We start from the raw sequence: 22149 nt of genomic DNA, 5'->3' as shown, positions 1-22149 counted from the left end.
GTTTACGTCGCGGTCGCTCGTGTCCTTGGCTTGACACCATTACCGGAAAAGATGCCGAACGGCCGCCGTTCGCACGCTCTGGCTTAATGCTTCCAACGATGCAGAGCGGATATTCCAACGGTGCCAGTACAGTCGAATATCGATAGGATTTCCGGCTTGAAACGGTACTAATTCGCCTTTTTCCGTATGCGATGATGCCATATGTTCTGGGATCATCCCCCACCCTAGCCCTCTGAAAATGGCACCGACAAAGGCCGCCGTTGAAGGAACGAATTGCTGTGGCGGTTCGATCGCGGTTGGAACCAGCGACTCTATAAATAAGGATTGTAATCTGTCCTTATTGTTAAATATCAGGAGCGGCGCTTTTTGCAAACTGTCCGCATTGATGCCGTCAGCAAAGTACGTCTCGTGAAAAATCGGTGAGCAGTAGGCGCGATAGCGCATGGTTCCCAAATATTCCACGCTGCAACCTTGAATGGGTTCCGGGCTGGCACTGACCGCCGCCATGACTCGACCTTCACGCAGCAAGGTTGCCGAATGCTCCTGATCCTCAACGAGGATATCGAGCAAAATATTGGATTGGTGACAGGCATTTTCCATCGCATCCAGAAACCATCCGTCTATTGAATCCGCATTCACAGCCACTGAAATACTCGGTCTGACTGGCATTTCAAGCGTACTGAAAAGCTCGCTCTCCAACATATCTATCTGTTCTGCGTGCCGAAGTAACGTTTGCCCCGTCGGCGTTGCTCGACAGGGATTACTCCTTACGATCAGTACCTGACCAAGCTGATCTTCTAACTGCTTGATACGCTGGCTGATGGCAGACGGCGTGACGTGGAGTTTACGAGCCGCAATTTCAAAACTGCCGCTACGGACAATCTCCATGAACGCTCTCAGACAGGGGTAATTCAAGTGCATGGTTATTTTTTCTTAACAATATCAGGATGATTCAATTTGCCTTAATTAAAGGCTCGATACAACTTTCGCGGAGTGGTGAATGCCACACACGATATTGGGGAAAATTCAGGGGGGATGTGGAGCAAAAATCACAGAAGGATTAAAGATGTCACCCAGCAACCGTTAGGTTACCGAGTGACGATGTCACTTTTTACTTTAAGAGCGCATGAGGTGACACATGCTGCTGTTCCAAACGAAAATGCTCTATCGCCTGCGTTAACGACATGGACTGATCTTCAAGCGAACTGGCTGCAGCTGACATCTGCTGTACTAATGCGGAGTTTTGCTGCGTCACACCATCCATTTCATTGACGGCAATCGTGACCTGACTAATGCCTTTCGCCTGCTCATCCGATGCCGTGACAATCTCACCGATGATACTTTGCACCGAGCTGACGGCGTGTGTCATATCCTGCATGGTTTTACCGGCATCGTTCACCAGTTTAACGCCGCTTTCAACACGCTGGCTGGATTCCTCAATCAGTGCGGCAATCTCTTTCACCGCGCTGGCGCTGCGCTGTGCGAGGCTGCGAACTTCCGATGCCACAACGGCGAATCCTCTTCCCTGCTCGCCCGCTCGTGCCGCTTCTACTGCGGCGTTCAACGCCAGAATGTTGGTCTGGAAAGCGATGCTGTTAATCATGGCGGTAATATCGCCAATCTTCTTCGCGCTCTCGTCAATCTGCGCCATCGTCTGAACCACCTGACTGACCAGCGATTCGCCGCGCTGAGCAATCTTCGTGGCATTTTCTGTTAGCGTAGTTGCCTGATGCGCGTTGTTAGCATTGTGTTTCACCGTTGCGGTGATCTCTTCCATGCTCGCCGCCGTTTGCTCCAGTGCAGCAGCCTGTTGCTCCGTACGCGATGCAAGGTTGAGGTTACCGCTGGCAATTTCCGCTGCGCCTTGTCGCACGGAATTACTGGCGTCTTTGATTTGTCCGACCACCTGACGCAGTTGTGATTGCATCGTATGCAGCGCGAAGAACAGGCTGCTGCGATCGTTGGTTTTCACGTCAATCACATTACTCAGTCGCCCTTCCGCCACAGCCAGCGCGATGGTTGCAGCTTCAAGTGGCTCGCCGCCAATCGGTTTAAGCACTTTACGGCTGAATACCCAGCCCAGCAACGCGCTCACCAACAGAATGCTGATCACCATCATGATAACGGCATTTATCAGCTGTCGCTCAGAAGCGGCCATCACCTGACTCACTGGTGCAACAATCCCCAGATACCATTTTTCGGTGCTATTACCGATGGTAACTGGCTGCCAAGTCACCAGCGCTTGTTCGCCCAAAATCGCATCATCGTGCTGTACCACGGAAGAAGTGAAATTATCCGTCGGGCCTTGCCAGTCTTTGCTTGTTTGTGACTTATCAGGATAAGAAATGACTTTACCCGCACTGGATAACAGCATCGCGTAGCCACCGCCTTCCCAAGGTTTAATCTGGTTAACTTTTTGCTGCAATGACGCAAGAGAAATATCTGAAGTGACGACACCCCACAGTTTACCCTGACTGACAATCGGTGCGGCGACTGACGTCAGCAGCGTTGGAACGCCATTGTAAGCATAAGAATAGGGTTCAATGAGCGTATCTTTCTGGCTCTTTTGCGGCAACAGGTAGTAATCGCCCTGGCCGGGAGTCAGGAAGGACTGCAGAGGATGCATCTTGTAATTACCAGCCTGATCGCGATCGACAAACCAGGCGTAGCGGCCTTTAGGTGCCTGGCCGGGCTGATCGGCAAACTCAGCATCACGACCGTCAAACACATTCTCTTCAAAAATGACTGAAATCGAGAGGTATTCTGGGTTATCCCGCAGGGCATATTCCGTCATTTTATCGACCACGGCGCGGTCTTTAATGCCTGCGGCGGGCAACGCAACCAGCCCTTGTCCAAGGTTATGCGCCACATCCCGGGCGTAGTTGAGTTCCTGTTGAATTCTTAATGCTTCGCTTTGGGCTATTTGCTGTAAATAGCGTTCGGCCAGAGACTTTTGTTCCTTACTGGACTGCCAGCTGAGCACCCCGATGGTGACAGCGAAACCGAGTGCGATGGTTAATGCGCCAGTTAGCAGGACTTGAGCGCGGGTACTCATTGTTTTTTTTTGTATTAATTGTTTGGCCATTATGGCTCCCCTAGAGTTGATACTTAGCGTAATCAACATTCCGTTGCAATGAGCTCCTACTATTTGTTTATCGGCGTCTTTTTTTTGAACTTTAGCGGCGCAGAGGTGAGCAAGAAAGGAGTTGGGGACAGTGGTCGTTGGGGTGCGCTTGTCCTATTTCATTGGGTTAATGGCGATCTGATGGAGGGTTCGGTTCCAGACTTTTATGCATATTAAAACCAGTGATCTGGAAGCCATTTTTTTCATATAACGCCTTGGCAACCGGATTATGCACAGCCACTCTCAGCCCGATTTCGCCAATACCCAACGCAGTGAGCGCTAGGTCCAGCGCAGCAAGCGAGGCCTTACCGAAACCTCGACCCCGCCATACAGGCAGAAGGCAAAAATCAGAGACCCAGGCGGCGTTTTCTTTCAGAACGACCCACAAGTAGCCGATAATGCCGTCTGCGTTATCTGAGGAATGAATGCACCATAATTTATTAGCTGCAGTGTGAACGCCCTGCGGTAACGCAATATCGATCGATTGCGTGGCGATCGCCCTCGCCTTTTCTGCGTCATATCCTCGGGATTCCTGTAGATCCTGAGCATATTCAAGAATAAAAAACTGGCGATATTCGGGGTAATCCCCCTCAGCCATATCCGTTAAATTTACCATTGTGTTTATTTTTCCAAATCCGAGTGATGGTCAGCCTCGCTGACTGTGATGCATCACACCATTCATTATCAATGTAATCAATAGCATGGAAGATACTATGCGGTTCCGGTAACACGAAACGGAACCGCGCAGAAACGTCAGGATGGGGTTTCAGATGCCGTTTTGGCCGCACGTTCACGGGCGGAAGACGAACAGATAAAGGCCAGAATCACCATGACAAGCACCGGCAGCATGGCGATGCGTAACCCTGCAACCTCGCCAAGGAAGCCCAGCGCAGGCGGGCCGACGAGGAAAGCAAAGTAGCCCAGCGTTGCGGCAATCGTGACGCGAACGGCACTGTTTTCCCCGCTTCCTGCGGCGGAAATGGTGAGCGGGAAGCCCAGCGAGGCGCCAATACCCCAGAAGATAACCGCAGCGGCGGCCAGCAGTGGATCATTAGAGAAAATGACCAACGTCAGCCCAAGTGCGGCGGAAGCGGCGCTGAAACGGAGCACATTAACCTTGCCAAAGCGATCGACAAAATATCCTCCGGCAAAACGGCCCAGCGTCATACCAGCAGTGAATCCGACATAAACCAGCGTCCCCGACGTGTGACCAAAGTTGTGACCATCGATCATCAATAACGGTAGCCAGTCGTTGGCAGAACCTTCTGCAAGCGCCATCGCAAGAATAACCACACCGAGAATCAGCAAGCGACTGTCTTTAAGTTCGTTGAAGACCTGCGTCTTGTAGTCGCCCTTTTCTTCTTGCTCAGAACGGGCCAGATCGCTCAGCCACGGCATTTGGCGCATCAGCAACATTGCAGTGAGTATCGACAGTGTTACGGCCACCACAAAATGCAGCGTAGTATTGATACCAAACGCCGTCATCGCCATCCCAGTCAGCGCGCCGACCAGCGTTCCGAGACTAAAAAAACCGTGCAGCGTAGTCATCAGGCTTTTATTCAGGTGCTGTTCAAACGCCGCGCCTTCAATGTTGATAGCGATATCAACCAAGCCGACTCCCGCGCCGAAAATCAACAATCCCATAAAAGCGCTGGGCGTACTTTGAATCGAAAGCGACGCAGCAAGCATAAGTAGCCCAAGCAGAAGCAACAGGAATCCACCGGCCATGGTTTTACGAATGCCGAGAACGTTAATGACTTTTCCTGCACCCAATACGCCGAGCATGGAACCACATGAAAAACCAAATAGAATCATGCCCATCGTTTCCGTTGAGGCATTCAGAACGTCACGCATAACGGGGGTTCGAGTCACCCAAGTTGCCCACGTAAAACCGGGAATGAACATCAGCCCGAACAGGGCAAATTTATTGATAACGGGTTTTGTGATCATGGTTCTCGTCGTCTTTATTTAAACCAATTCGTACATATGTACGAATAACTATCGCACGAATATGCACCACTTTGCACCTGTTTCACTACGTTCTTTTTTAATGGGAGATGGCTGACACGATCGCGTCAGGCAGAATCAAGAGGTCAGTTTGATTACCGTATTGAGAATATCTTCTCGGCTGACGGCTTCATTATTGAGATAGTTATGAATCGTATATCCTTCAATCATCGCATCCAATGAGCACGCGGTTGCGATACTGAAATGGAGGTGAAGCGATGTTCTACTGCGCGTCATCCACTCCTGCAATATCAACCGATACTCTTCTTTCCGCGATGCCAGCGCGTACAGTTCAAAACTTAACGTCAGGTGACGCGGCGTTGCCCAGATGTCTCCACAAATCAGGTCAACTACCGCTTCGCGCGCGCTGTCGATATCCTTTGCCTGCTTGAGGCGAACACGGAACGCGTGCGAGATCCCATCGACCATATAGATGAAGGCGCTGCTCAACAGCAATTCAATACTGCTGTAGCGATAGGTTAGCGTCCCCGGCGACAATCCGGCCTGCTGCGCTATTTTTCGGTAGGTTGCCCCCCTCACGCCGTGATCCAGTATGACTTCCAGCGCGGCCTCAAGAATTCTGCTTTGTGTATCTTTGCCATCATGCGTTGCATCGTGTGGTGGTGACATCATCCTGTTTCCCCTTAGCTGGCAATCCTGACTGTCGTAACATTTATAATAAAAAAAGCCGCCAGTGAGTTCGAACTCACTGGCGGCTTATGGTAAACGAAAAGCGACTTAGCCTCTCAATTTACTGTGGTATTCGCCTTTCAAGGTATTGATTTCAGCTAATACCGCTTTGGCTTCGCTCAGTTTACCGGCATCCGCCAGAGCCTGTGCGCTGTCCACTTTTTGCAAAATCTTATCCAGACCTTCCACATAGGCTTTTCTGTCTGGGCCATCGGCAGGCTGTTTGGCGAAATCAGGCGGCACCTGCGTTTTAGCGTGCTCAACGTGCTCACGGAATGTGCTCAGCGCGGTTTTCAGCACGGCGGCATCGTCCGCTTTAGTGGCGGCGGTATAACTTTTCTGCATACCGCGCATATCTTCCGACGTGGTGGCATTTGCCAAAACAGGGGTCAGCAAACTACCGGCCAACAGCACAGAAAAACAGAATTTGGTCATTTTATTCATCTTGAACTCTCGCTTGTGTTCCACAGCACGACATACTCAGAGAATCTGACCACCACAAACCGGCCAGCCCAATATTGCTCTTGTTATATTGCGTCCTACGCCATAGCCCGCATCATGCAGCAATGACTATGCTAATTTTATGGTTATTATCGTAAAGATGTTAAATTATTTTTAATCGTTTCGTTGTTTTTAATTGTATAAATGTAAAAAAAGCTTACCGAGCGACGCCGGTAAGCCTTTCTATCAACATCAGTTTTATCGGTAAAACGTGGAACAGCCTTAGTTCAGCGGCTTTTTCTTAGTTCAACTGCTGTCCTTAATTCAACTGATACGCCAACGTAATCTCGGCTTTGAGCACTTTTGATACCGGGCAGCCCGCTTTCGCTTTTTGGATGATGCTATCGAACGTGGCTTCATCAATACCCGGCAGTTTCACCGTGCTGTGCAGCGCAATTTTGGTGATGGCGAACCCACCATCGACTTTATCCAGCGCCACATCCGCCGTGGTATCGATCGATTCAGGTTTATGCCCTTCTTCGCCTAACATCAGCGAGAGCGCCATAGAGAAACAGGCCGCATGCGCTGCGCCAATCAGTTCTTCCGGGTTCGTGCCGGGCTTACCCTCAAAACGGGTATTGAAGCCGTAAGGCTGCTGTTGCAGTGCACCGCTTTCCGTTGAGACGGTGCCTTTTCCCTGCTTGATATCCCCTTCCCAATGCGCTTGCCCTTTCTTATGAATGGTCATGCTGTCTCCTCTTCATCGTTATATACCCGTCATGCTTCAAGTTGCATGCGCGAAATAATGTTGTCACCCTTTAAACCGTAGAACACATTCTGAATAAATCCAAATCGATTATTCACGCATATAATTATTTCACTCTATAGAAATAAACTCAGTGATATATTCACTGCTTTACTCTTTTAAGATAAAACCGATTTACCTATTTATACAAAACTCCTATTATCAATAGGCCAAAAAATGGATTTCCGTTTTGGTTTTTTATTTTACCACTCACCTATGTTATTAATCTTGAATCATATTGGATGTGAAACATGAATAAAATAACCTCATTAGCCTTGTCTGCACTATGCGTTATTCCCCTGATTAATACCGCCCACGCCCAGTGGGAACTGGACGACATCTGTTACGGCTACGCCACCGCAACGGGCTCTGGCTATCAGGGCGGTGCCCTTTTACTGGATCCGATCCCGCAGAACATGGAGATCACGGCGTTAAACCGAAACCAGCTGGATTATCGTGGCGTGAAGGCGTCACTGGCTGGGGCCTATCTGAAAGTGAATGGGCCAAAAGGCAGTACGGTGGTTTATGTCACCGATCTCTATCCTGAAGGTGGCGATTGTGCCTTGGATTTATCGTTTAACGCCTTTGAGAAAATAGGCGATCTGCGGGATGGAAAAATTAATATCGACTGGACGCTGATCGAAGCGCCGGTAAATGGCAACGTTATTTATCGAATAAAGGAAGGTTCAAACCCTTATTGGGCTGCGGTGCAATTCAGGAACGTAAAATATCCCGTTATTGAGATGAAATATATGCGCAATAACCAATGGATTGCTGCACAGAAAACCGATTATAACCACTTTATTGTTGAGCACGTTGGAATGAACGATATTCCGATTGAATTTACCGACGTAAAAGGCAACGTCCTCAGTGATACACTGCCGCCGATGTCACAAAGCACCTCATCTGCTTACCTGATCACGGGTAACGTCCAGCTTTAATTCTCACTGCCTTGAGGGAGGCTGGCGTCGCGCAGCATCCCTCATTTCTGCAAATCATAGCTGAAAGAGAATGCCTCATTTTTGTCAGTGTTTTCATCATATTATCTGGACGTCATCTGCTGCACGTGAGTACACTTCTCGTTTCCCACTTTTTCTATTGCCCAAATATTTGTTAGTTTTATCACTTCTTTAAGCGTTTGATTAGCCATCATTCGCACTACAGTATACCCTGTCGCAGATTACACTCTATTTTCTGCTTTAGGCATCATTACAAAAGGTCTCTTTTGCGTGGCAAAATTATTTTTACGTAGTGGAAGTTTGGATGATTTTCTGGCGCTGGGTGAGAACGGCCAGCCAGTTTACGCATCAGCACTTCAATTGCGGGAAACGTTACGTCTCAGAAAACAGCAGCAGATTGCCGATTGTCTGGCGATTCCCCAACCCAACGAGCATGGCGACCGCATTGACTGGTATTCGCCGGTTGACGGTAAAGTCACCTCCTGGATTGCCGCGAGCGAAGAAGAACGAGAAAAGGCGCTGGCGTTACTGGAAACTTATCAAGCTGCGGTTGCCGACATCAGCCAGCGTGCGCAAAATGCAGAAAAAGCGGGGCAGAAACTCTTCGGTGTCCTGCTGGCAAAAGCGATACAGTTCCCTGGAGCGAACCACGTCTATCTGGTTGATGGTAAACCGGTCTTAACGTTCTGGGGCTTCGTCAATCTCGATAAGAAATCCCGTCTTGATGCATTGGACTGCCTGCGACCGCTCATCAAGGAAGCGGAACCGCTTTTTGTTGCGCCCGCCCCCGCAGCAAGCGCCCCAACATTACCGCTGGTTGAACCCGTTCCCGAGCCAGAACCCGAACCACAGCCTGTCAGTGCCGCCGAGCCAACGCCTGCGCCTGTCGCCGCTGCGGCAGTGCCTGCTCGCGCGCCGTTCTTCCGCCTGTGGTGGCTGTTACCTGCCGCCGCACTATTAGCGATTTTGTCACTGCAAATACGTGGCTGCGTGTCAGGACAAGACGACAAGCCAACATCCGATTTAGCCGCGACGGTCAAGCCAGAAAAACGTGCCCTGCCTTCTTCTACGCCGGCTGAACCAGCGCCACAGCAAGAAAGCACGCCTGTTCCACCTGTCGCAGAAAAAGAGGTTGTGAAAACCGCTGAGCCATCAGTCGCTACGGCACCGGTTGCTGCTGCGCCTGTAGTAGAAGCGGTAAAACCGGAAGCACCTGCGGTCACGGAACCAAAAGAGCCTGTTGCGCCGCCGGCTGAACCCGTTGCCGAGCCAGTGCCAGTGATTCCTGCGGGCAAAGATGATCTCGTCATGCCAGCCGACGCGGTGAAAATCGGTTCCATCAAATTCCTGAACGGCAACTGGCGCGTCATTGTTGATAGCAAAGCGCCGATTACCGGCAGGCCGCCTAGCCTGCGCTACCAGATTCAAAATGGAAAAGGCACGGCACGCATCACTCATGGTGACGGTGTCACGTGTCGCGCTAACGTTGAGGCAGGATTAATGAGCTCTGGCAATCTGATCATCAACAGCCGTTCCGGCGCCCGCTGCTCTGATAATTCTCGTTTCCAAATGCCGGAATTGGTCTGTAAACAAGGTGCCTCCGGCGCTGCGGCAGAGTGTATTGGTCGCTATGACGAAAACACCGTTTTCCCGATGACGATAAAGCGCGAGAGTAAATAATCATGCTGGCGACGATTACCGATTATAAACAACGCATTACGTTGATTCAGGACAGCGGAATTCAGTTTTTGGATTTTGCCTTAAAGCCGCAGTTTTCGGCTGAGCAGCCTAACCGCTATGTGCGTAAAAGTGCCAACGGCCCTCTGCTGCACCTGCTGTATGATGAACAGTCGGATAAATTCCTGCTGCCTTCTGCCACCGGGATGCCGCCGGAAGTAGTGAAGCCTGAGCTGAGCATTTCGCTTGAGCAATCGCTGAAGCTGCTGGAGAACATTTGGCTGCCGCTGCCCTTCTTCCGCTTTAATCCGCCGCGCACCTTCATGGGCGGGCCGGATAACTGGGCGCGGATGCAAATTCTTGCGTTGGATACACCCGATCAGGACGGCAATACGCACCGTATTTGTCTGGCGTTCGATACCAAAACCTACCCAGAAGGCCACGAGTACGAGTCGCTGGCACCTAATGCCAATGACATCAAAACCGGCGGGAGTTTCGCGCTGGCTTATCACAGCGACGAACTAGGTGAATTCCTTGATGAAACCTGGGTCGACGGCTGGCTGCGCGAAGTCTTTGCTCAGCGGGTTAAAGCGCTGGAAAGCCGTGACAGCCACGATATAAAAGTGGCACTCAGAGGGTTTGAATATCAGGCACATTACCTGAATGTGTTGGATATGCTGGGCAACCAGCTCGAAATACCGGAAATTCGGATCAATACCAGCACGCTGCAGGAACCCGCCGTCAACGTTGACCTGATTTTAGACGTCGGTAACTCGCACACCTGCGGCATTTTAGTTGAGGACCATGCGGACGAAAGCAACGGCCTGAAACAGACCTATGAACTGCAGTTGCGCGATCTGAGTGAGCCACATTATCTGTATAACGAACTTTTCGAGAGCCGCGTTGAATTTTCACAGGCGAAGTTCGGTAAAGACAATTTCTCCGTGGAAAGCGGCCGTGATGACGCGTTCATCTGGCCGTCAATCACCCGCGTCGGACGCGAAGCCAGCCGCATGGCGCTGCTGCGTCAGGGAACGGAAGGATCGAGCGGTATTTCCAGCCCGCGCCGCTATCTGTGGGATGAAGAAAGCTATACCCCAGGCTGGCGTTTTAGCCAGACGGACGCCCATTCGCAGACTGAACCGTTAGCGACAGCCATGCCGTTGACCATCATGCTGAATGATGAAGGCCAGCCGCTCTATAACCAGCCGTTGGAAGAGCGCTTACCGGTGTTTTCACCGCACTACAGCCGCAGTTCGATCATGACATTCATGCTCTCCGAACTGCTGGCCCAAGCGCTGATGCAGATGAACAGCGCCGCTCAGCGGTTGAAGATGATCCACAGCAGCGCACCGCGCCAATTACGAAATATCATTCTGACGTTGCCTTCCGCGATGCCGAAACCCGAGCGTGAAATTTTCCGCCGCCGGATGCATGAAGCGATCGCGCTGGTCTGGAAAGCGATGGACTGGCACCCGATGGATGAGGATTTCACCACGCCAGCCGACAAGCAGCAGAGCCGAGTTCCGGTGCCTGACGTGCAAATCGAATGGGATGAAGCCACATGTGGACAGATGGTTTACCTGTATAACGAAGCGCAGGTGAACTTTGGTGGCCGTGCGGAAGATTTCTTCGCCAGCATGGCGCGCCCCGATAAAGAACTCGATGAAGGTGAACCCGCAGGTAAAACGCTGCGTATTGCCTCAATCGACATCGGCGGCGGCACCACCGACCTCGCCATTACGCAATATCTGCTCGATGACGGCGTCGGCAACAACGTTAAAATTATTCCGCGCCTGCTGTTCCGTGAAGGCTTTAAGGTCGCGGGCGACGATATCTTGCTGGATGTGATTCAGCTTTATATCCTCCCCGCGCTACAGACTGCGCTAAAAACCGCCGGAATGGCCAGCCCAGATGCGCTAATGGCGAAACTGTTTGGCAATGAAGGCCGTATGGACGCGCAGCTCACGCTGCGCCAGCAGGTCACGCTACAGGTCTTCATCCCGATTGGTCGCGCGATTCTTGAAGCCTATGAGCGCTTTGATCCGCTGGACACCAGCGCCGAGATCGAATCGACCTTCGGCGAATTGTTGGAACAGGCGCCAACGGAAAAAGTGCTGGAATACATCAATACGGAAGTGCAGCGCGAACTGCCAGTCAGCGACAAGGTCTTCGATATTTTGCAAGTGCCGCTGATTCTCAAACTGAACAAGCTGCACGGCGAATTCCTGTCTAACAAAATGAACATCACGCAGAATCTGCGCCTGATGTCTGAAGTGGTATCGCTGTATTCGTGCGATGTACTGCTACTGACGGGTCGCCCTTCGCGCTTCCCAGGGATTCAAGCGCTGTTCCGCCACCTGCAACCGCTGCCGATTAACCGAATGCTTTCGCTGGATGGCTATCACACCAATGACTGGTATCCGTTTAACAAACGTGGGCGCATCGATAACCCGAAATCCACTGCCGCCGTCGGCGCGATGCTGTGCCTGCTGGCGCTCGATCTGCGCCTACCGGGCTTTTACTTTAAGGTTGGTGATTTCCAACCTTATTCTACAGTGCGCTACCTCGGCATGATGGACAGCAGCAACGCGCTGACGCTGGATAACGTTTACTACAGCGATATCGATCTGGATGCGCCGGATTTCGAGCTTGACCCGAAACTCAGTTTCCAGGTGCGTGGTTCACTCTGCCTCGGCTTCCGCCAGTTGGACAACGAACGCTGGCCTGCGTCTTCGCTCTATATGCTCTCAATCGTCGATCAGGATTTAGCGCGTAAGGTCGTCGGCGACAGTAAGCTGCGCGTCCGGTTGACCGTGACGAAAAGCGACGATCAAAACAGCCCCGAACGCTTTGAGATTGCCGATGCGGTGCTGGAAGACGGCACCCGCGTTCCACCACAGCATTTACGACTCAAATTGAACACATTATCCGCTAACGGCTCAGGTGCGACCCATTATTGGATCGATAGTGGGAGTGTATTTAAAAAATGAAACGATTAACGCCCAAACAGCTCTCTACCCGACTTCACGGCCAGCTACAGGCCGTCGCGCAAGGTGTTGAACAGGCCATCGACTGGGTTGACAGCACTCGCCAGAACGCCCCGCGTCTGGATATCGAAGCTGACCGTCTGATCGTCAAACTGCGCCGTAATCACAATAAAGCACAGCACCTGTCCGACGTGGCGCAGAAAGACATTGCCATCGGCTTTTTTGGCCTATCTCAGGCGGGAAAGTCCTACCTGATCACATCGCTGGCCGGGGGCGAAAACGGCAAGCTGGAAACCTCGTTTGAGGGGCAACAGCTGGATTTTATCGATCATATTAATCCGTCCGACCGGGCAACCGCGCTTGTTACGCGGTTTAGCCGACAGTCCGGCGTGAAGAACAAATCGTTCCCCGTTCAGTTGCAACTGCTCAGTGAGTTGGATATCGGCAAGATCATGGCCAACGCGTTTTTAAACGATCTCAATCAAGAGACCACGTTTGAAGAGTTGGACGAGCGCCATATTGCTGAACACATTAAAACGCTGTTGATGCACCGTCAGCCAGAACCCGTTGAAGGGATGAGCCGCGATGAAGTCGTCGAACTCTGGGACTACCTCGCGCGTCATGATGTCAAACGGCAAAAACAGCTGGAAGCCCACTTCTGGCCGGTTGCGATTGAATTAGCACCTTATCTCACCGTTGACGATCGCGCCCAGCTCTTCTCTGTACTGTGGGGCGAGCTGAATTCGCTGACCACCGCCTATCGTCATTTCAGCCACACGCTGCAACATCTGGCCGGTACGCGCAAGCTGTTAGCGCCGCTGCGGATACTGGTGGATGATGAGTTAAATCCGGCAGACGGTCTGATCGACGGTTCGGCGCTGGAACGCTTACACAGTGCCGACGATCCCGGCGTGCTGGTGCGGCCGGTTCAGAATGGCCGCGCGGGGAAAACGACGGAGCTTTCGCTGGCTGAGTTAACGATGCTGACGGCGGAGTTGCTTATCCCGCTGCATTTGCCGCCTAAAGAAGCGCTGTTCGAGCAGGTCGATGTGCTGGACTTCCCCGGTTTTGGTGAGATCCGCGAGACGCGGGACGAGCCACCAGCAAGACAGCAAAGCACACAGCATCCACTGGCGCACACGCTATTGCGGGCGAAACGCGCCTATCTGCTGGAGCGTTATACCGATAATCAGGAAATGAACGTACTGATGGTATGCAGCGCCGCAGGCAACCGCGCCGACGTTAAAGTGGTCGGCAAGGCGCTGGATCATTGGGTTAAACAGACTCAAGGCGAAAACGCACAGGTTCGTAGTCACCGTAAACCGGGGCTGATTTGGGCGGTCACCCGCCACGATCGTCGCATTACGCACGGGCAAAACTATGATGCCGCGGTACAACGCTATGTAGGTAATCCGGGCGATGCCTGGGGAACGATGCTGGCGATGGATAAACGCGGCGTAGCGCGGATGGCAACGTGGCTGGGCGCGGAAGTTCACCGGGATGTAAAACTGGGGCGCATCAGCGAACAGCTTAGCGAACTCCAACGTGAACTCAGCGATAACCTGCTGGGTAACTGGTATCTGCCCGTTGATGTTGACGATCCGGCAGAAAAACAGCGCATCGCAGAGACCTTGCTCAAATCGCTCCAGACCCGAACCGGTGTACACGGTGAACTGCTGGAACGGCTGCTGCCTTCGCGTGATGAGCTGCGCCGTCTGTATCTGCAGCAGAAAGGGGCAAGCTATGGCGGTTTCCACGCTGATGCCGAAGACCTCTCCGCCCCGTCCGCTCATAGCGATCCGTTTGGTGTCGGGATCGAAATCGATCTGTTTGCCGATGAACCGATCGCTATCGATCAACCTGCTCCGCCGATTTTGACGGTCGACCACAGCTATGAGGCGGACTACGCACACGGTGTTTATCGTTATTGGATTAACTATTTGCGTGGCCTGCCGGAAAATGCCCCGCTTCTCGATTTGCTGAACGTGCCGAAAGCGACGATCGAAATGCTGGTTGAAGAATTGATTACTGGCAGTATCCGCTTACGGATCGAAGAGGCGCTGGTTGACATGTTGGTCGACGGCGAGCAGTTGGGCATCAACCGCGAGAATAAGGCAGACCGTCAGGTTTCACGCGTGCTGACTATTCTCGGTGACTTCGTTGCCTGGCTCGGTTTCCAGCAGCTTGATGAATCCCTGCGCCCTGCCAGCCGTATCAATCGCGGTCATAAAATTTTCGCTAAACCCGAAAAACAGGCGGTCAGCTTTGGGGCTTCACAGCGCTTAACCAAGCTGTCGCTCACGCCAACCAACAATACGGCGTTTTATATCTATGACTGGCTGGTGGGTTTGAATGAGATGATTATTCAGAATGCGGGCTATTCCGCTGCGCGCGAAGTCAGCGCGGAACAGCGTGAACAGCTAGGCACGATTCTGACGTTGATTAAACCCGCGGAGAAATAACGTTCAGTCTACCGCTGTCGATCTAGGAAACATGGCGTGACGTTGTCACTACATTTTGCGCCATGTTTTCTTTTTTTCTGCAATACAAGATTTGAGGGGAAATCAACTAAATTTCAGGCATACTTAATTAATGACTATGCACTGGAAAGATAGGCTCAAAACGTAAAAAATATAATACCTTCCTTGTAAAAATCAGAATATCAAATATCATTACCTTGATATTCTGATTTTTCGTTACTACATATTTGATATCAAACTAATAGATTTAATAAATAATAAATCAGCATTGATATATTTTTTGGGTGGGGTAAATTTATTAATTATAATTAATTAACGACAGCACTAATACTGCAAGGGCTGTCAATATGTACTGTACTGCCTCGAACACTTTTCCATTGTGCTTGTATTGTACCCGATTGACCATGATTCTGTAAATCTACAAATATTTGAATAGAAAATGGAATTCTCCCGGGAGATGCAGGGTTTTTATCAGAGTAACTCACTGAACCAAATGAAAGAATATTACCATTAATAGTAATTGCGAAATCTATCCCTGGATTATTATTACCGGTAGCGTATGGAGAGGGAACTGTTAATGTAACTAATGCTTCTTTTGAACCTGCACGGGCAAGATCCTTTAAATTCAAAGAAAGCCCAGGGATATTCTCCCATGAATCAGATGAAGTGTTAAATTTACTATTTATTGATTGAAAAAATATTGACATGATTTATTCTCATTTGTTTTTAAAAAAATCCAAGACATAAAAATTAAGTCTTAAAATCAAAATCTGAATTAATATAATTAATTTTTTAAAATTTGCAAATTAAATAAAATCGACAATCAGAAATGATTTACTCATTAATAATTTTTTTTAAAATAATTAAATACTTTATTTTCTAGATAATTAAAGAATCACTGCCTCTTAACCATTCCTCAAATTCTTATTTGACGAACGGTGGATTCAATCTATACCTAAGTTGATATCTTTCAATTAATAAGCGTTGATGTTCCTCTATCTGTTAGCCATTTCCACCGCGTGGGAGTGGGTGACCTTAACAGGAGTGGTTATGACGATAGAAAAAGCGCGTGAGGAAGACGACATCTCGGTAGAGAATGATGAATATGAGCCTATTCTGCTGAAAATAAGGGCATTTTATCGAGAGCTGACAGCCGAGAGATTAACGGAGCTGAGTGATATCTATCATCAGGATATTCACTTCATCGACCCCGTTTCCAGCCATCATGGGTTGAGTGCTTTGCATCGCTACTTTTCTCATTCACTCGATAATCTGAGCTACTGTCAGTTCGAGATCGTCGATATCCATACCTTCCGCGGCGGTGCGACAATGTTCTGGACGATGCACTACGCGCATCCGTCGTTAAAGCGCAACGCGCCGCTGACATTAGCGGGCTGTAGCCACCTGCTCTTCGCCGACAACAACGTTATCTATCACCGTGATTATTACGACATGGGCGCAATGCTTTATCAGCATGTTCCCCTGCTTGGCTCGCTCATCAGCCACCTGAAGTCGAGACTTCAGACATGAAACGCGTGTTGATTACTGGGGCGAGTTCTGGAATCGGCCAGCAATTGGCGCTGGATTATGCCAGAGACGGCTGGGACGTCCTCGCCTGCGGGCGCGATGAACAACGACTTAACGCATTAACTGCCGCCTTCCCAACCATTCGCACGATAGCATTTGATATGACGAATCTGGCAGATACACAGCAGGCGTTGGACGGCGTCACGGTCGATCTGGTGATTCTCAGTGCGGGAACCTGTGAGTATCTGGATAACGGCGTCGTTGAAGCGAAAAAAGTCAGTCGGGTGCTGACAACTAACGTGATCGGCCCGGTGAATTGCCTGTCGGTGTTATTGCCACAGCTTGCCAACGGTAGCCATCTGGCGCTGGTTGGTTCGACCGCCAGCCTCGTTGCGCTGCCAAGAGCGGAAGCCTATGGCGCGTCAAAGGCAGCGCTGGCCTACTTCGCCCGCAGCCTATCGCTGGATTTGCAGGCTCGCAATATCACCGTGTCCCTGATCTTACCCGGTTTTGTCGATACCCCGTTGACCGCACGTAATGACTTCCCGATGCCGATGCTGATTTCCGTATCACAAGCCTCAGAAACTATTCGCCGTGGTCTGGCAAAGAAAAAACGTGAGATCACTTTTCCTCTGCGCTTTGCGCTGTTGCTCAACGCGATTTCAGTGCTCCCACAGTCATGGCAACGTCTGCTCGCCAGCCGGTTAGTAAGGTAAAACGTATGAAGATTGCCATTATTGGTAGCGGTATTGCTGGCTTAACCTGCGCGCTCAGATTATCCGATCGCTTTCAGGTGTCGGTGTTTGAGGCGAACAATTATCTGGGTGGCCACACGGCAACGGTCGATGTGGTTCAGGATGGCACGACCTACGCCATCGACACGGGATTTATTGTCTACAACGAGCGGACCTATCCCCATTTTATTGCGCTGCTGGATGAACTGGGGTTAACCGGTCAGCCGACAGAAATGAGCTTTTCGGTTAGTAATCCAGTTTCAGGTCTGGAATATAACGGCCATACGTTAAACACGCTATTCGCCCAGCGCGGCAACCTGATCCGCCCCAGTTTCTATCGTTTCGTTGCGGAGATTGTGCGCTTTAACCGCGTCTGCAAGCGGTATCTTGCCAGCGGTGATTATCAGGGGCTGACGCTAAGCCATTTGTTGCAGCAGGAAAAATTCTCGCCGTTCTTTGCCCAGCACTATCTTTTGCCGATGGGTGCAGCAATCTGGTCGTCGTCGCTTGAGGATATGCGGCATTTCCCGCTGTCGCTTTTCCTGACCTTCTTCAACCATCACGGGTTACTGGATTTGGTCAATCGCCCGCAATGGATGGTGGTTCCCGGTGGTTCACGGGAATATGTGCGGCGACTCGCAGAGCGCATCCACAATCGGGCGACGATCCACGTCCAGACGCCCGTCAATCAGGTAACACGCGATGATGCAGGTGCTACGGTGCATACCGCCGAGCAGGCGTACCGATTCGATCAGGTGATTTTCGCCTGCCATTCCGATCAGACGCTGGCGCTGCTGGCAACGAGTACGCCCGATGAGCAGCGTATCCTCGGCGGCATACGCTATCAGCCTAACCGCGTGGTTTTGCATACCGACACCCAGCTTCTTCCCCATAATCAGCGAGCGTGGGCAAGCTGGAATTACCGTCTGCCGGTCGATCAGGCGTTTAGCCGCGTGCGGGCCTCCGTGACCTATAACATGAACATCCTGCAAGGTATTCGTTCATCCACCACCTTCTGTGTCTCGCTAAACCCCCAGCAGGATATTGACCCGAATAAAATACTGCACCACGCGGTTTATCATCACCCGGTGTTTACTCAACAGACGACCGAGTACCAGCAGCAGCGTGAACGTATTAATGGGCACAACCGCAGTTGGTTTTGTGGCGCCTATTGGTACAACGGTTTTCATGAAGACGGCGTCAAAAGCGCGTTGGATGTCGTCAACCTCCTCCATCAGAGTGTGCAAGATGAATAGCGCCTTGTATGTTGGCAAGGTTCGCCACCGACGCTTCACGCCCGTCACACATCGTTTCGACTATGCGTTATTCATGACGTTAATCGATTTAGATGAGATCCCTGCCTTGCCGCATGTGGGGATTGCGCTGGAGCGCTTTTCCCCTGCGTCATTTTGTCGCGGCGATTACCTCGGTGGCGGCGACATCAAAACCAAAGCGCAGGATCGAATTGCGGAACTGACCGGGGAACGCCTCACGGGGAAGGTCTTGCTGCTGTGTCAGCTACGCTATCTGGGCTGTTATTTCAATCCGGTCAATTTCTATTATTTGTACGATGAGCATAACGAACTACGCTGGCTATTGGCAGAAGTGCGTAATACCCCCTGGAACGAACGTCACACCTATGCTGTCGTCCCCGATGGTTCTATGCCTGTTTCCAAAGCGTTTCATGTGTCGCCTTTTAACCCAATGGAGATGGTGTATCACTGGCGACTCACGCCGCCCGACGCGCGTCTGAGGATCCACATCGAGAATCACAGACAAGGACGCGAGTTTGATGCGACGCTGGTGCTGCATCGTCAGCCGCTCACTCGTGCCGCCCTGCGTGCTCAGCTTTGGTCTCTACCGTTAATGACGATGAAAACCGCCTGCACCATATATTGGCAGGCTTTGAAACTGTGGATTAAACGTTCTCCCGTTTATCCTCATCCGCAGTCTGGAAAAAAGGACACCCCATGAGTTCAACGGAAACACAGTTGGTGCGTCACCCGAGCAATACCGCTCGCTATACTCGGGCCAGAAAAGTGGTGTTTCTTCTGCTTAGTCGAATAGACGGCGGAGGGTTGCGCCTTCGCGAACCAGAAGGCAATGAAACGTTATTCGGGGATCAACACGCGACGCTGCAAGGTGAAATCACGATACATAACCATCGCGTTTATCGCCGTGTACTGCTCGGTGGAAGTATCGCTGCCGGCGAAAGCTATATCGATGGTGATTGGAGCTCAACCAACCTCACGCTCGTTCTCCAGCTTTTGGCGCAGAATCAGGCGCTAATCGATACGCTTGAAACGCGTTTTGGCTGGTTGACGGGGCCATTTCACCGGTTTATCCACTGGTGCCGCCGTAACCGCCCACAGCAGGCGCAGAAAAATATCGCCGCTCACTACGATCTGGGCAACCATTTTTACCGCAGCTTTCTCGATAGCGAGATGCTCTACTCTAGCGCCTGGTATCAGCAACCCGAAATGACGCTGGAAGACGCACAGCGCGCCAAGTTGCGCCGTCTCTGCGAACAGTTGGCGCTCTGTGAAACGGATCATTTACTGGAAATTGGCACCGGCTGGGGGGGATTAGCCGAACTGGCCGCGCGTGAATATGGCTGTCACGTCACCACGACCACGCTGTCACAACAGCAATATGACTACGCGGTTGAGCGCATTCAGCAAGCAGGCCTGAGCCATAAAGTGACTGTGCTGTTACAGGATTACCGCGCGTTGACCGGTCAGTATGACAAGCTGGTGTCGGTCGAAATGATCGAAGCGGTCGGAAAAGCCTATTTACCCACTTTCTTCAAACGCTGCCAGCAATTGCTGCGTCCACAAGGCCGCATGGTGCTTCAGGCGATCACGATTGCCGACCAGCGGTACAGCCACTACTGCCGTAACGTCGATTTTATCCAACGCTACATTTTTCCCGGCGGTTTTCTGCCCTCAATTACCGCGATGACGACCACCATGACGCGGCATACCGATTTTATCACCCGCGATCTGTTTGATATCGGTCAGGACTACGCTCGCACCCTCAGCGAATGGCGGCAGCGCTTTTATCAACAGTGGCATATGCTGAATGCTCAGGGCTTTGATGAACCTTTCCAGCGCCTGTGGGTGTTTTACCTTTGCTATTGTGAAGCGGGTTTTCGCGCACGCACCATCAGTACGGTACAGCTCACTGCAGAAAGGCCATGAGCAAAGGGCATGCAGGCACGGCGTAAAAAATGTCGCGATGCCATATCGCAAAGGATATGGCATCGCACATTAACAGCAGTGGTTAGCGGATAGCACGTTTTAATATACGGTTAGCGCCGTTCAGGAAATCATCGGCAACCTTATTCACCTCTCCGTTACCGTAATCCAGTTTTTGCAGACTGCTCGTCCACAGTTGAACCAATTCCTGATTTTCCATAAACGGTGAAACTGGCACCTTAGACGCAGGTTGCTCCGCGGCCGCCCGATAGGCATTCGCTAACAGATTACCGGGGTTAATCACGCCGATATCTTCCAGCAATTTTTGCGCTTTCGGGTTAGCAGGCATCCCATTTTGCAATCCTAATGCCTTCACGCCCTCCGGGTTACTCAGCATGAAACTCATCAGCATCGCCGCTTCCTTAGGATGCTTGCTGTTCTTACTGATGGCGAACAGCGAAGACGGTTTGGTGGTCAGCCCCGAATCTTTGGCATTGGGCATGGTGAGGAACGGCCCCGTTTCCAACACGGCATCCTTTGGCATATTACTGGAGTAGGTATAGATGGCAGAATCCCATAAATACATCCCAGCTAATTCGCCGTTAATCCAAGGACGAATCTCATAGACGTTGGTACGGCCGAACGAGGAGAAATAGCGCTGATCGGGTATCACATGGGAATCAACCAGCTTTTTATAAAAACCGAAGAGTTCCCGTACTTGATCGCGGCTATAGGCAATGCTCTGCTTTTTCTCATCGATCATATCAATGCCGTATTTCTGTGCCATGTAACTACGGCCGAGCGTAAGAATATCCAACACATCGCTTGACCCTTGGGCAACACCAAGTGGGTAATAGTTGTCACCCAGCTTTTGTTTAAATACGGGACCAGCGGCAAACAGTTCATCCCAGGTTTTCGGGTAAGCGACGCCCGCGTTGTCCCAAGTAGTTTTATTGTAAATCATGCTGCGGGACGTCATCGAAATCGGGAGACCTTGCTGCTTCCCTTTTACGTCCGCCGCTTTCAGAGCGCTAGGCGGAAAATCTCCCAGTCCCAGAATATCTTTTTGCTTATTCAAATCATAAAAACCGTCGCCATTGCGCGAAAACTGCGGCAGCCAGTTCCAGTCAATACGCATGACATCAGGTTCTTGCCCCCCAGCCATCTGGGTTGACAGGCGGGAGAGATAGCCGTCCCAGCCAGCATATTCGGCTTTGACAGTAATCGTCGGGTTGGCTTTTTGAAACGCGTTAATAGCAGCTAGCGTAGCCTCGTGCCGCTGATTACCACCCCACCAGGAGATGCGGATCTCGGCAGCGTCAGCAAAATGAGAAAATGTAGCGCCCAGTGGAAGAGCGGCACAAAGCAGGAGCAGGGGAGATAATGTGTTCCGTTTTTTCGCCATAATAAAACCCTTATAATTGTATTCGGAGGTTTCCACCCGCTGCCCTTTTAAGGGTAGACAGGTACTACGGATGCGGAATCGCTTGCCGCCTGAAATAGCCTTCAGGCAGGTGT

General features: G+C 51.1%; 18 protein-coding genes. 9 read left to right on the top strand and 9 right to left on the bottom strand.

Annotation, left to right across the window (positions count from 1 at the left end; genetic code table 11):
- Positions 1–39: 39 nt before the first annotated feature.
- The 7 genes from K7X24_RS14525 to K7X24_RS14495 form a co-directional block, all read right to left on the bottom strand.
- Positions 40–921, bottom strand: coding sequence for an HTH-type transcriptional regulator ArgP (locus K7X24_RS14525; protein ID WP_224555498.1), 882 nt, complete (start codon positions 919–921; stop codon positions 40–42).
- Positions 922–1111: 190 nt separating this feature from the next.
- On the bottom strand, positions 1112–3085 hold the full coding sequence (locus K7X24_RS14520; RefSeq protein WP_224555497.1) for a methyl-accepting chemotaxis protein: 1974 nt from the start codon (positions 3083–3085) through the stop codon (positions 1112–1114).
- A 166-nt stretch (positions 3086–3251) separates the two neighbouring features.
- The gene (locus tag K7X24_RS14515; protein WP_224555494.1) at positions 3252–3740 is read right to left on the bottom strand and encodes a GNAT family N-acetyltransferase; all 489 of its coding nucleotides are present in this window, start codon (positions 3738–3740) and stop codon (positions 3252–3254) included.
- 137 nt (positions 3741–3877) lie between these two features.
- Entirely contained in the window at positions 3878–5074 is a 1197-nt protein-coding gene (locus K7X24_RS14510) for an MFS transporter (protein WP_103860674.1), read from the bottom strand.
- Between the two features lie 135 nt (positions 5075–5209).
- Entirely contained in the window at positions 5210–5764 is a 555-nt protein-coding gene (locus tag K7X24_RS14505; protein ID WP_224555492.1) for a TetR/AcrR family transcriptional regulator, read from the bottom strand.
- Between the two features lie 105 nt (positions 5765–5869).
- On the bottom strand, positions 5870–6265 hold the full coding sequence (locus K7X24_RS14500) for a cytochrome b562 (RefSeq protein WP_224555491.1): 396 nt from the start codon (positions 6263–6265) through the stop codon (positions 5870–5872).
- Positions 6266–6581: 316 nt separating this feature from the next.
- Positions 6582–7010, bottom strand: coding sequence for an OsmC family protein (locus K7X24_RS14495; RefSeq protein ID WP_010295994.1), 429 nt, complete (start codon positions 7008–7010; stop codon positions 6582–6584).
- Between the two features lie 308 nt (positions 7011–7318).
- Here K7X24_RS14495 and K7X24_RS14490 point away from each other — a divergent pair, with 308 nt between their 5' ends.
- The 4 genes from K7X24_RS14490 to K7X24_RS14475 all read left to right on the top strand — a co-directional run bounded on the left by K7X24_RS14490 (position 7319) and on the right by K7X24_RS14475 (position 15155).
- A complete protein-coding gene (locus K7X24_RS14490) occupies positions 7319–8008 on the top strand; it encodes an expansin EXLX1 family cellulose-binding protein (RefSeq protein ID WP_010275007.1) in 690 nt (229 codons plus the stop codon).
- A gap of 288 nt (positions 8009–8296) precedes the next feature.
- Positions 8297–9706 (top strand): SrfA family protein, encoded by a 1410-nt coding sequence (locus tag K7X24_RS14485; protein ID WP_224555489.1) that lies wholly within the window; start codon positions 8297–8299, stop codon positions 9704–9706.
- A 2-nt stretch (positions 9707–9708) separates the two neighbouring features.
- Positions 9709–12696 carry a virulence factor SrfB gene (locus K7X24_RS14480; RefSeq protein ID WP_224555487.1) on the top strand — a complete coding sequence of 996 codons (2988 nt, stop codon included), beginning with the start codon at positions 9709–9711 and terminating at the stop codon, positions 12694–12696.
- Positions 12693–15155 carry a putative virulence factor gene (locus K7X24_RS14475; protein ID WP_224555486.1) on the top strand — a complete coding sequence of 821 codons (2463 nt, stop codon included), beginning with the start codon at positions 12693–12695 and terminating at the stop codon, positions 15153–15155. Before K7X24_RS14480 ends, K7X24_RS14475 begins: the two co-directional genes overlap by 4 nt.
- A gap of 326 nt (positions 15156–15481) precedes the next feature.
- Here K7X24_RS14475 and K7X24_RS14470 read toward each other — a convergent pair whose 3' ends face one another.
- Positions 15482–15880, bottom strand: a complete 399-nt coding sequence (locus tag K7X24_RS14470) for a hypothetical protein (protein ID WP_224555484.1) — start codon at positions 15878–15880, stop codon at positions 15482–15484.
- Between the two features lie 343 nt (positions 15881–16223).
- Here K7X24_RS14470 and K7X24_RS14465 point away from each other — a divergent pair, with 343 nt between their 5' ends.
- The 5 genes from K7X24_RS14465 to K7X24_RS14445 are packed head-to-tail and all read left to right on the top strand — an operon-like array spanning position 16224 to position 20634.
- A complete protein-coding gene (locus tag K7X24_RS14465) occupies positions 16224–16703 on the top strand; it encodes a nuclear transport factor 2 family protein (protein ID WP_224555481.1) in 480 nt (159 codons plus the stop codon).
- Complete coding sequence (locus tag K7X24_RS14460) at positions 16700–17416, top strand: SDR family NAD(P)-dependent oxidoreductase (RefSeq protein WP_224555479.1); 717 nt, start codon at positions 16700–16702, stop codon at positions 17414–17416. Before K7X24_RS14465 ends, K7X24_RS14460 begins: the two co-directional genes overlap by 4 nt.
- A gap of 5 nt (positions 17417–17421) precedes the next feature.
- A complete protein-coding gene (locus K7X24_RS14455) occupies positions 17422–18690 on the top strand; it encodes an NAD(P)/FAD-dependent oxidoreductase (RefSeq protein WP_224555478.1) in 1269 nt (422 codons plus the stop codon).
- Positions 18683–19408 carry a DUF1365 domain-containing protein gene (locus K7X24_RS14450; protein WP_224555476.1) on the top strand — a complete coding sequence of 242 codons (726 nt, stop codon included), beginning with the start codon at positions 18683–18685 and terminating at the stop codon, positions 19406–19408. The genes K7X24_RS14455 and K7X24_RS14450 overlap by 8 nt, the downstream gene beginning before the upstream one ends.
- On the top strand, positions 19405–20634 hold the full coding sequence (locus K7X24_RS14445; RefSeq protein WP_109225206.1) for an SAM-dependent methyltransferase: 1230 nt from the start codon (positions 19405–19407) through the stop codon (positions 20632–20634). Before K7X24_RS14450 ends, K7X24_RS14445 begins: the two co-directional genes overlap by 4 nt.
- An 82-nt stretch (positions 20635–20716) precedes the next feature.
- Here K7X24_RS14445 and K7X24_RS14440 read toward each other — a convergent pair whose 3' ends face one another.
- Positions 20717–22036, bottom strand: a complete 1320-nt coding sequence (locus K7X24_RS14440) for an ABC transporter substrate-binding protein (RefSeq protein ID WP_224555475.1) — start codon at positions 22034–22036, stop codon at positions 20717–20719.
- Between the last annotated feature and the right edge of the window lie 113 nt (positions 22037–22149).

The sequence above is a fragment of the Pectobacterium versatile genome (assembly GCF_020166435.1).
Lineage (GTDB): Bacteria > Pseudomonadota > Gammaproteobacteria > Enterobacterales > Enterobacteriaceae > Pectobacterium > Pectobacterium versatile.
The sequence above is the reverse complement of the archived record's forward strand: the minus strand, read 5'-3'. Positions and strand labels throughout refer to the sequence as shown.

What these genes read in the sequence shown, in the direction of transcription:
- K7X24_RS14440 (WP_224555475.1), bottom strand. Translation starts at nt 22,036, where the DNA reads ATGGCGAAAAAACGGAACACATTATCTCCCCTGCTCCTGCTTTGTGCC.
- K7X24_RS14460 (WP_224555479.1), top strand. Translation starts at nt 16,700, where the DNA reads ATGAAACGCGTGTTGATTACTGGGGCGAGTTCTGGAATCGGCCAGCAA.
- K7X24_RS14490 (WP_010275007.1), top strand. Translation starts at nt 7,319, where the DNA reads ATGAATAAAATAACCTCATTAGCCTTGTCTGCACTATGCGTTATTCCC.
- K7X24_RS14525 (WP_224555498.1), bottom strand. Translation starts at nt 921, where the DNA reads ATGCACTTGAATTACCCCTGTCTGAGAGCGTTCATGGAGATTGTCCGT.
- K7X24_RS14475 (WP_224555486.1), top strand. Translation starts at nt 12,693, where the DNA reads ATGAAACGATTAACGCCCAAACAGCTCTCTACCCGACTTCACGGCCAG.
- K7X24_RS14480 (WP_224555487.1), top strand. Translation starts at nt 9,709, where the DNA reads ATGCTGGCGACGATTACCGATTATAAACAACGCATTACGTTGATTCAG.
- K7X24_RS14450 (WP_224555476.1), top strand. Translation starts at nt 18,683, where the DNA reads ATGAATAGCGCCTTGTATGTTGGCAAGGTTCGCCACCGACGCTTCACG.
- K7X24_RS14465 (WP_224555481.1), top strand. Translation starts at nt 16,224, where the DNA reads ATGACGATAGAAAAAGCGCGTGAGGAAGACGACATCTCGGTAGAGAAT.
- K7X24_RS14495 (WP_010295994.1), bottom strand. Translation starts at nt 7,010, where the DNA reads ATGACCATTCATAAGAAAGGGCAAGCGCATTGGGAAGGGGATATCAAG.
- K7X24_RS14445 (WP_109225206.1), top strand. Translation starts at nt 19,405, where the DNA reads ATGAGTTCAACGGAAACACAGTTGGTGCGTCACCCGAGCAATACCGCT.
- K7X24_RS14505 (WP_224555492.1), bottom strand. Translation starts at nt 5,764, where the DNA reads ATGATGTCACCACCACACGATGCAACGCATGATGGCAAAGATACACAA.
- K7X24_RS14470 (WP_224555484.1), bottom strand. Translation starts at nt 15,880, where the DNA reads ATGTCAATATTTTTTCAATCAATAAATAGTAAATTTAACACTTCATCT.
- K7X24_RS14520 (WP_224555497.1), bottom strand. Translation starts at nt 3,085, where the DNA reads ATGGCCAAACAATTAATACAAAAAAAAACAATGAGTACCCGCGCTCAA.
- K7X24_RS14455 (WP_224555478.1), top strand. Translation starts at nt 17,422, where the DNA reads ATGAAGATTGCCATTATTGGTAGCGGTATTGCTGGCTTAACCTGCGCG.
- K7X24_RS14515 (WP_224555494.1), bottom strand. Translation starts at nt 3,740, where the DNA reads ATGGTAAATTTAACGGATATGGCTGAGGGGGATTACCCCGAATATCGC.
- K7X24_RS14510 (WP_103860674.1), bottom strand. Translation starts at nt 5,074, where the DNA reads ATGATCACAAAACCCGTTATCAATAAATTTGCCCTGTTCGGGCTGATG.
- K7X24_RS14500 (WP_224555491.1), bottom strand. Translation starts at nt 6,265, where the DNA reads ATGAATAAAATGACCAAATTCTGTTTTTCTGTGCTGTTGGCCGGTAGT.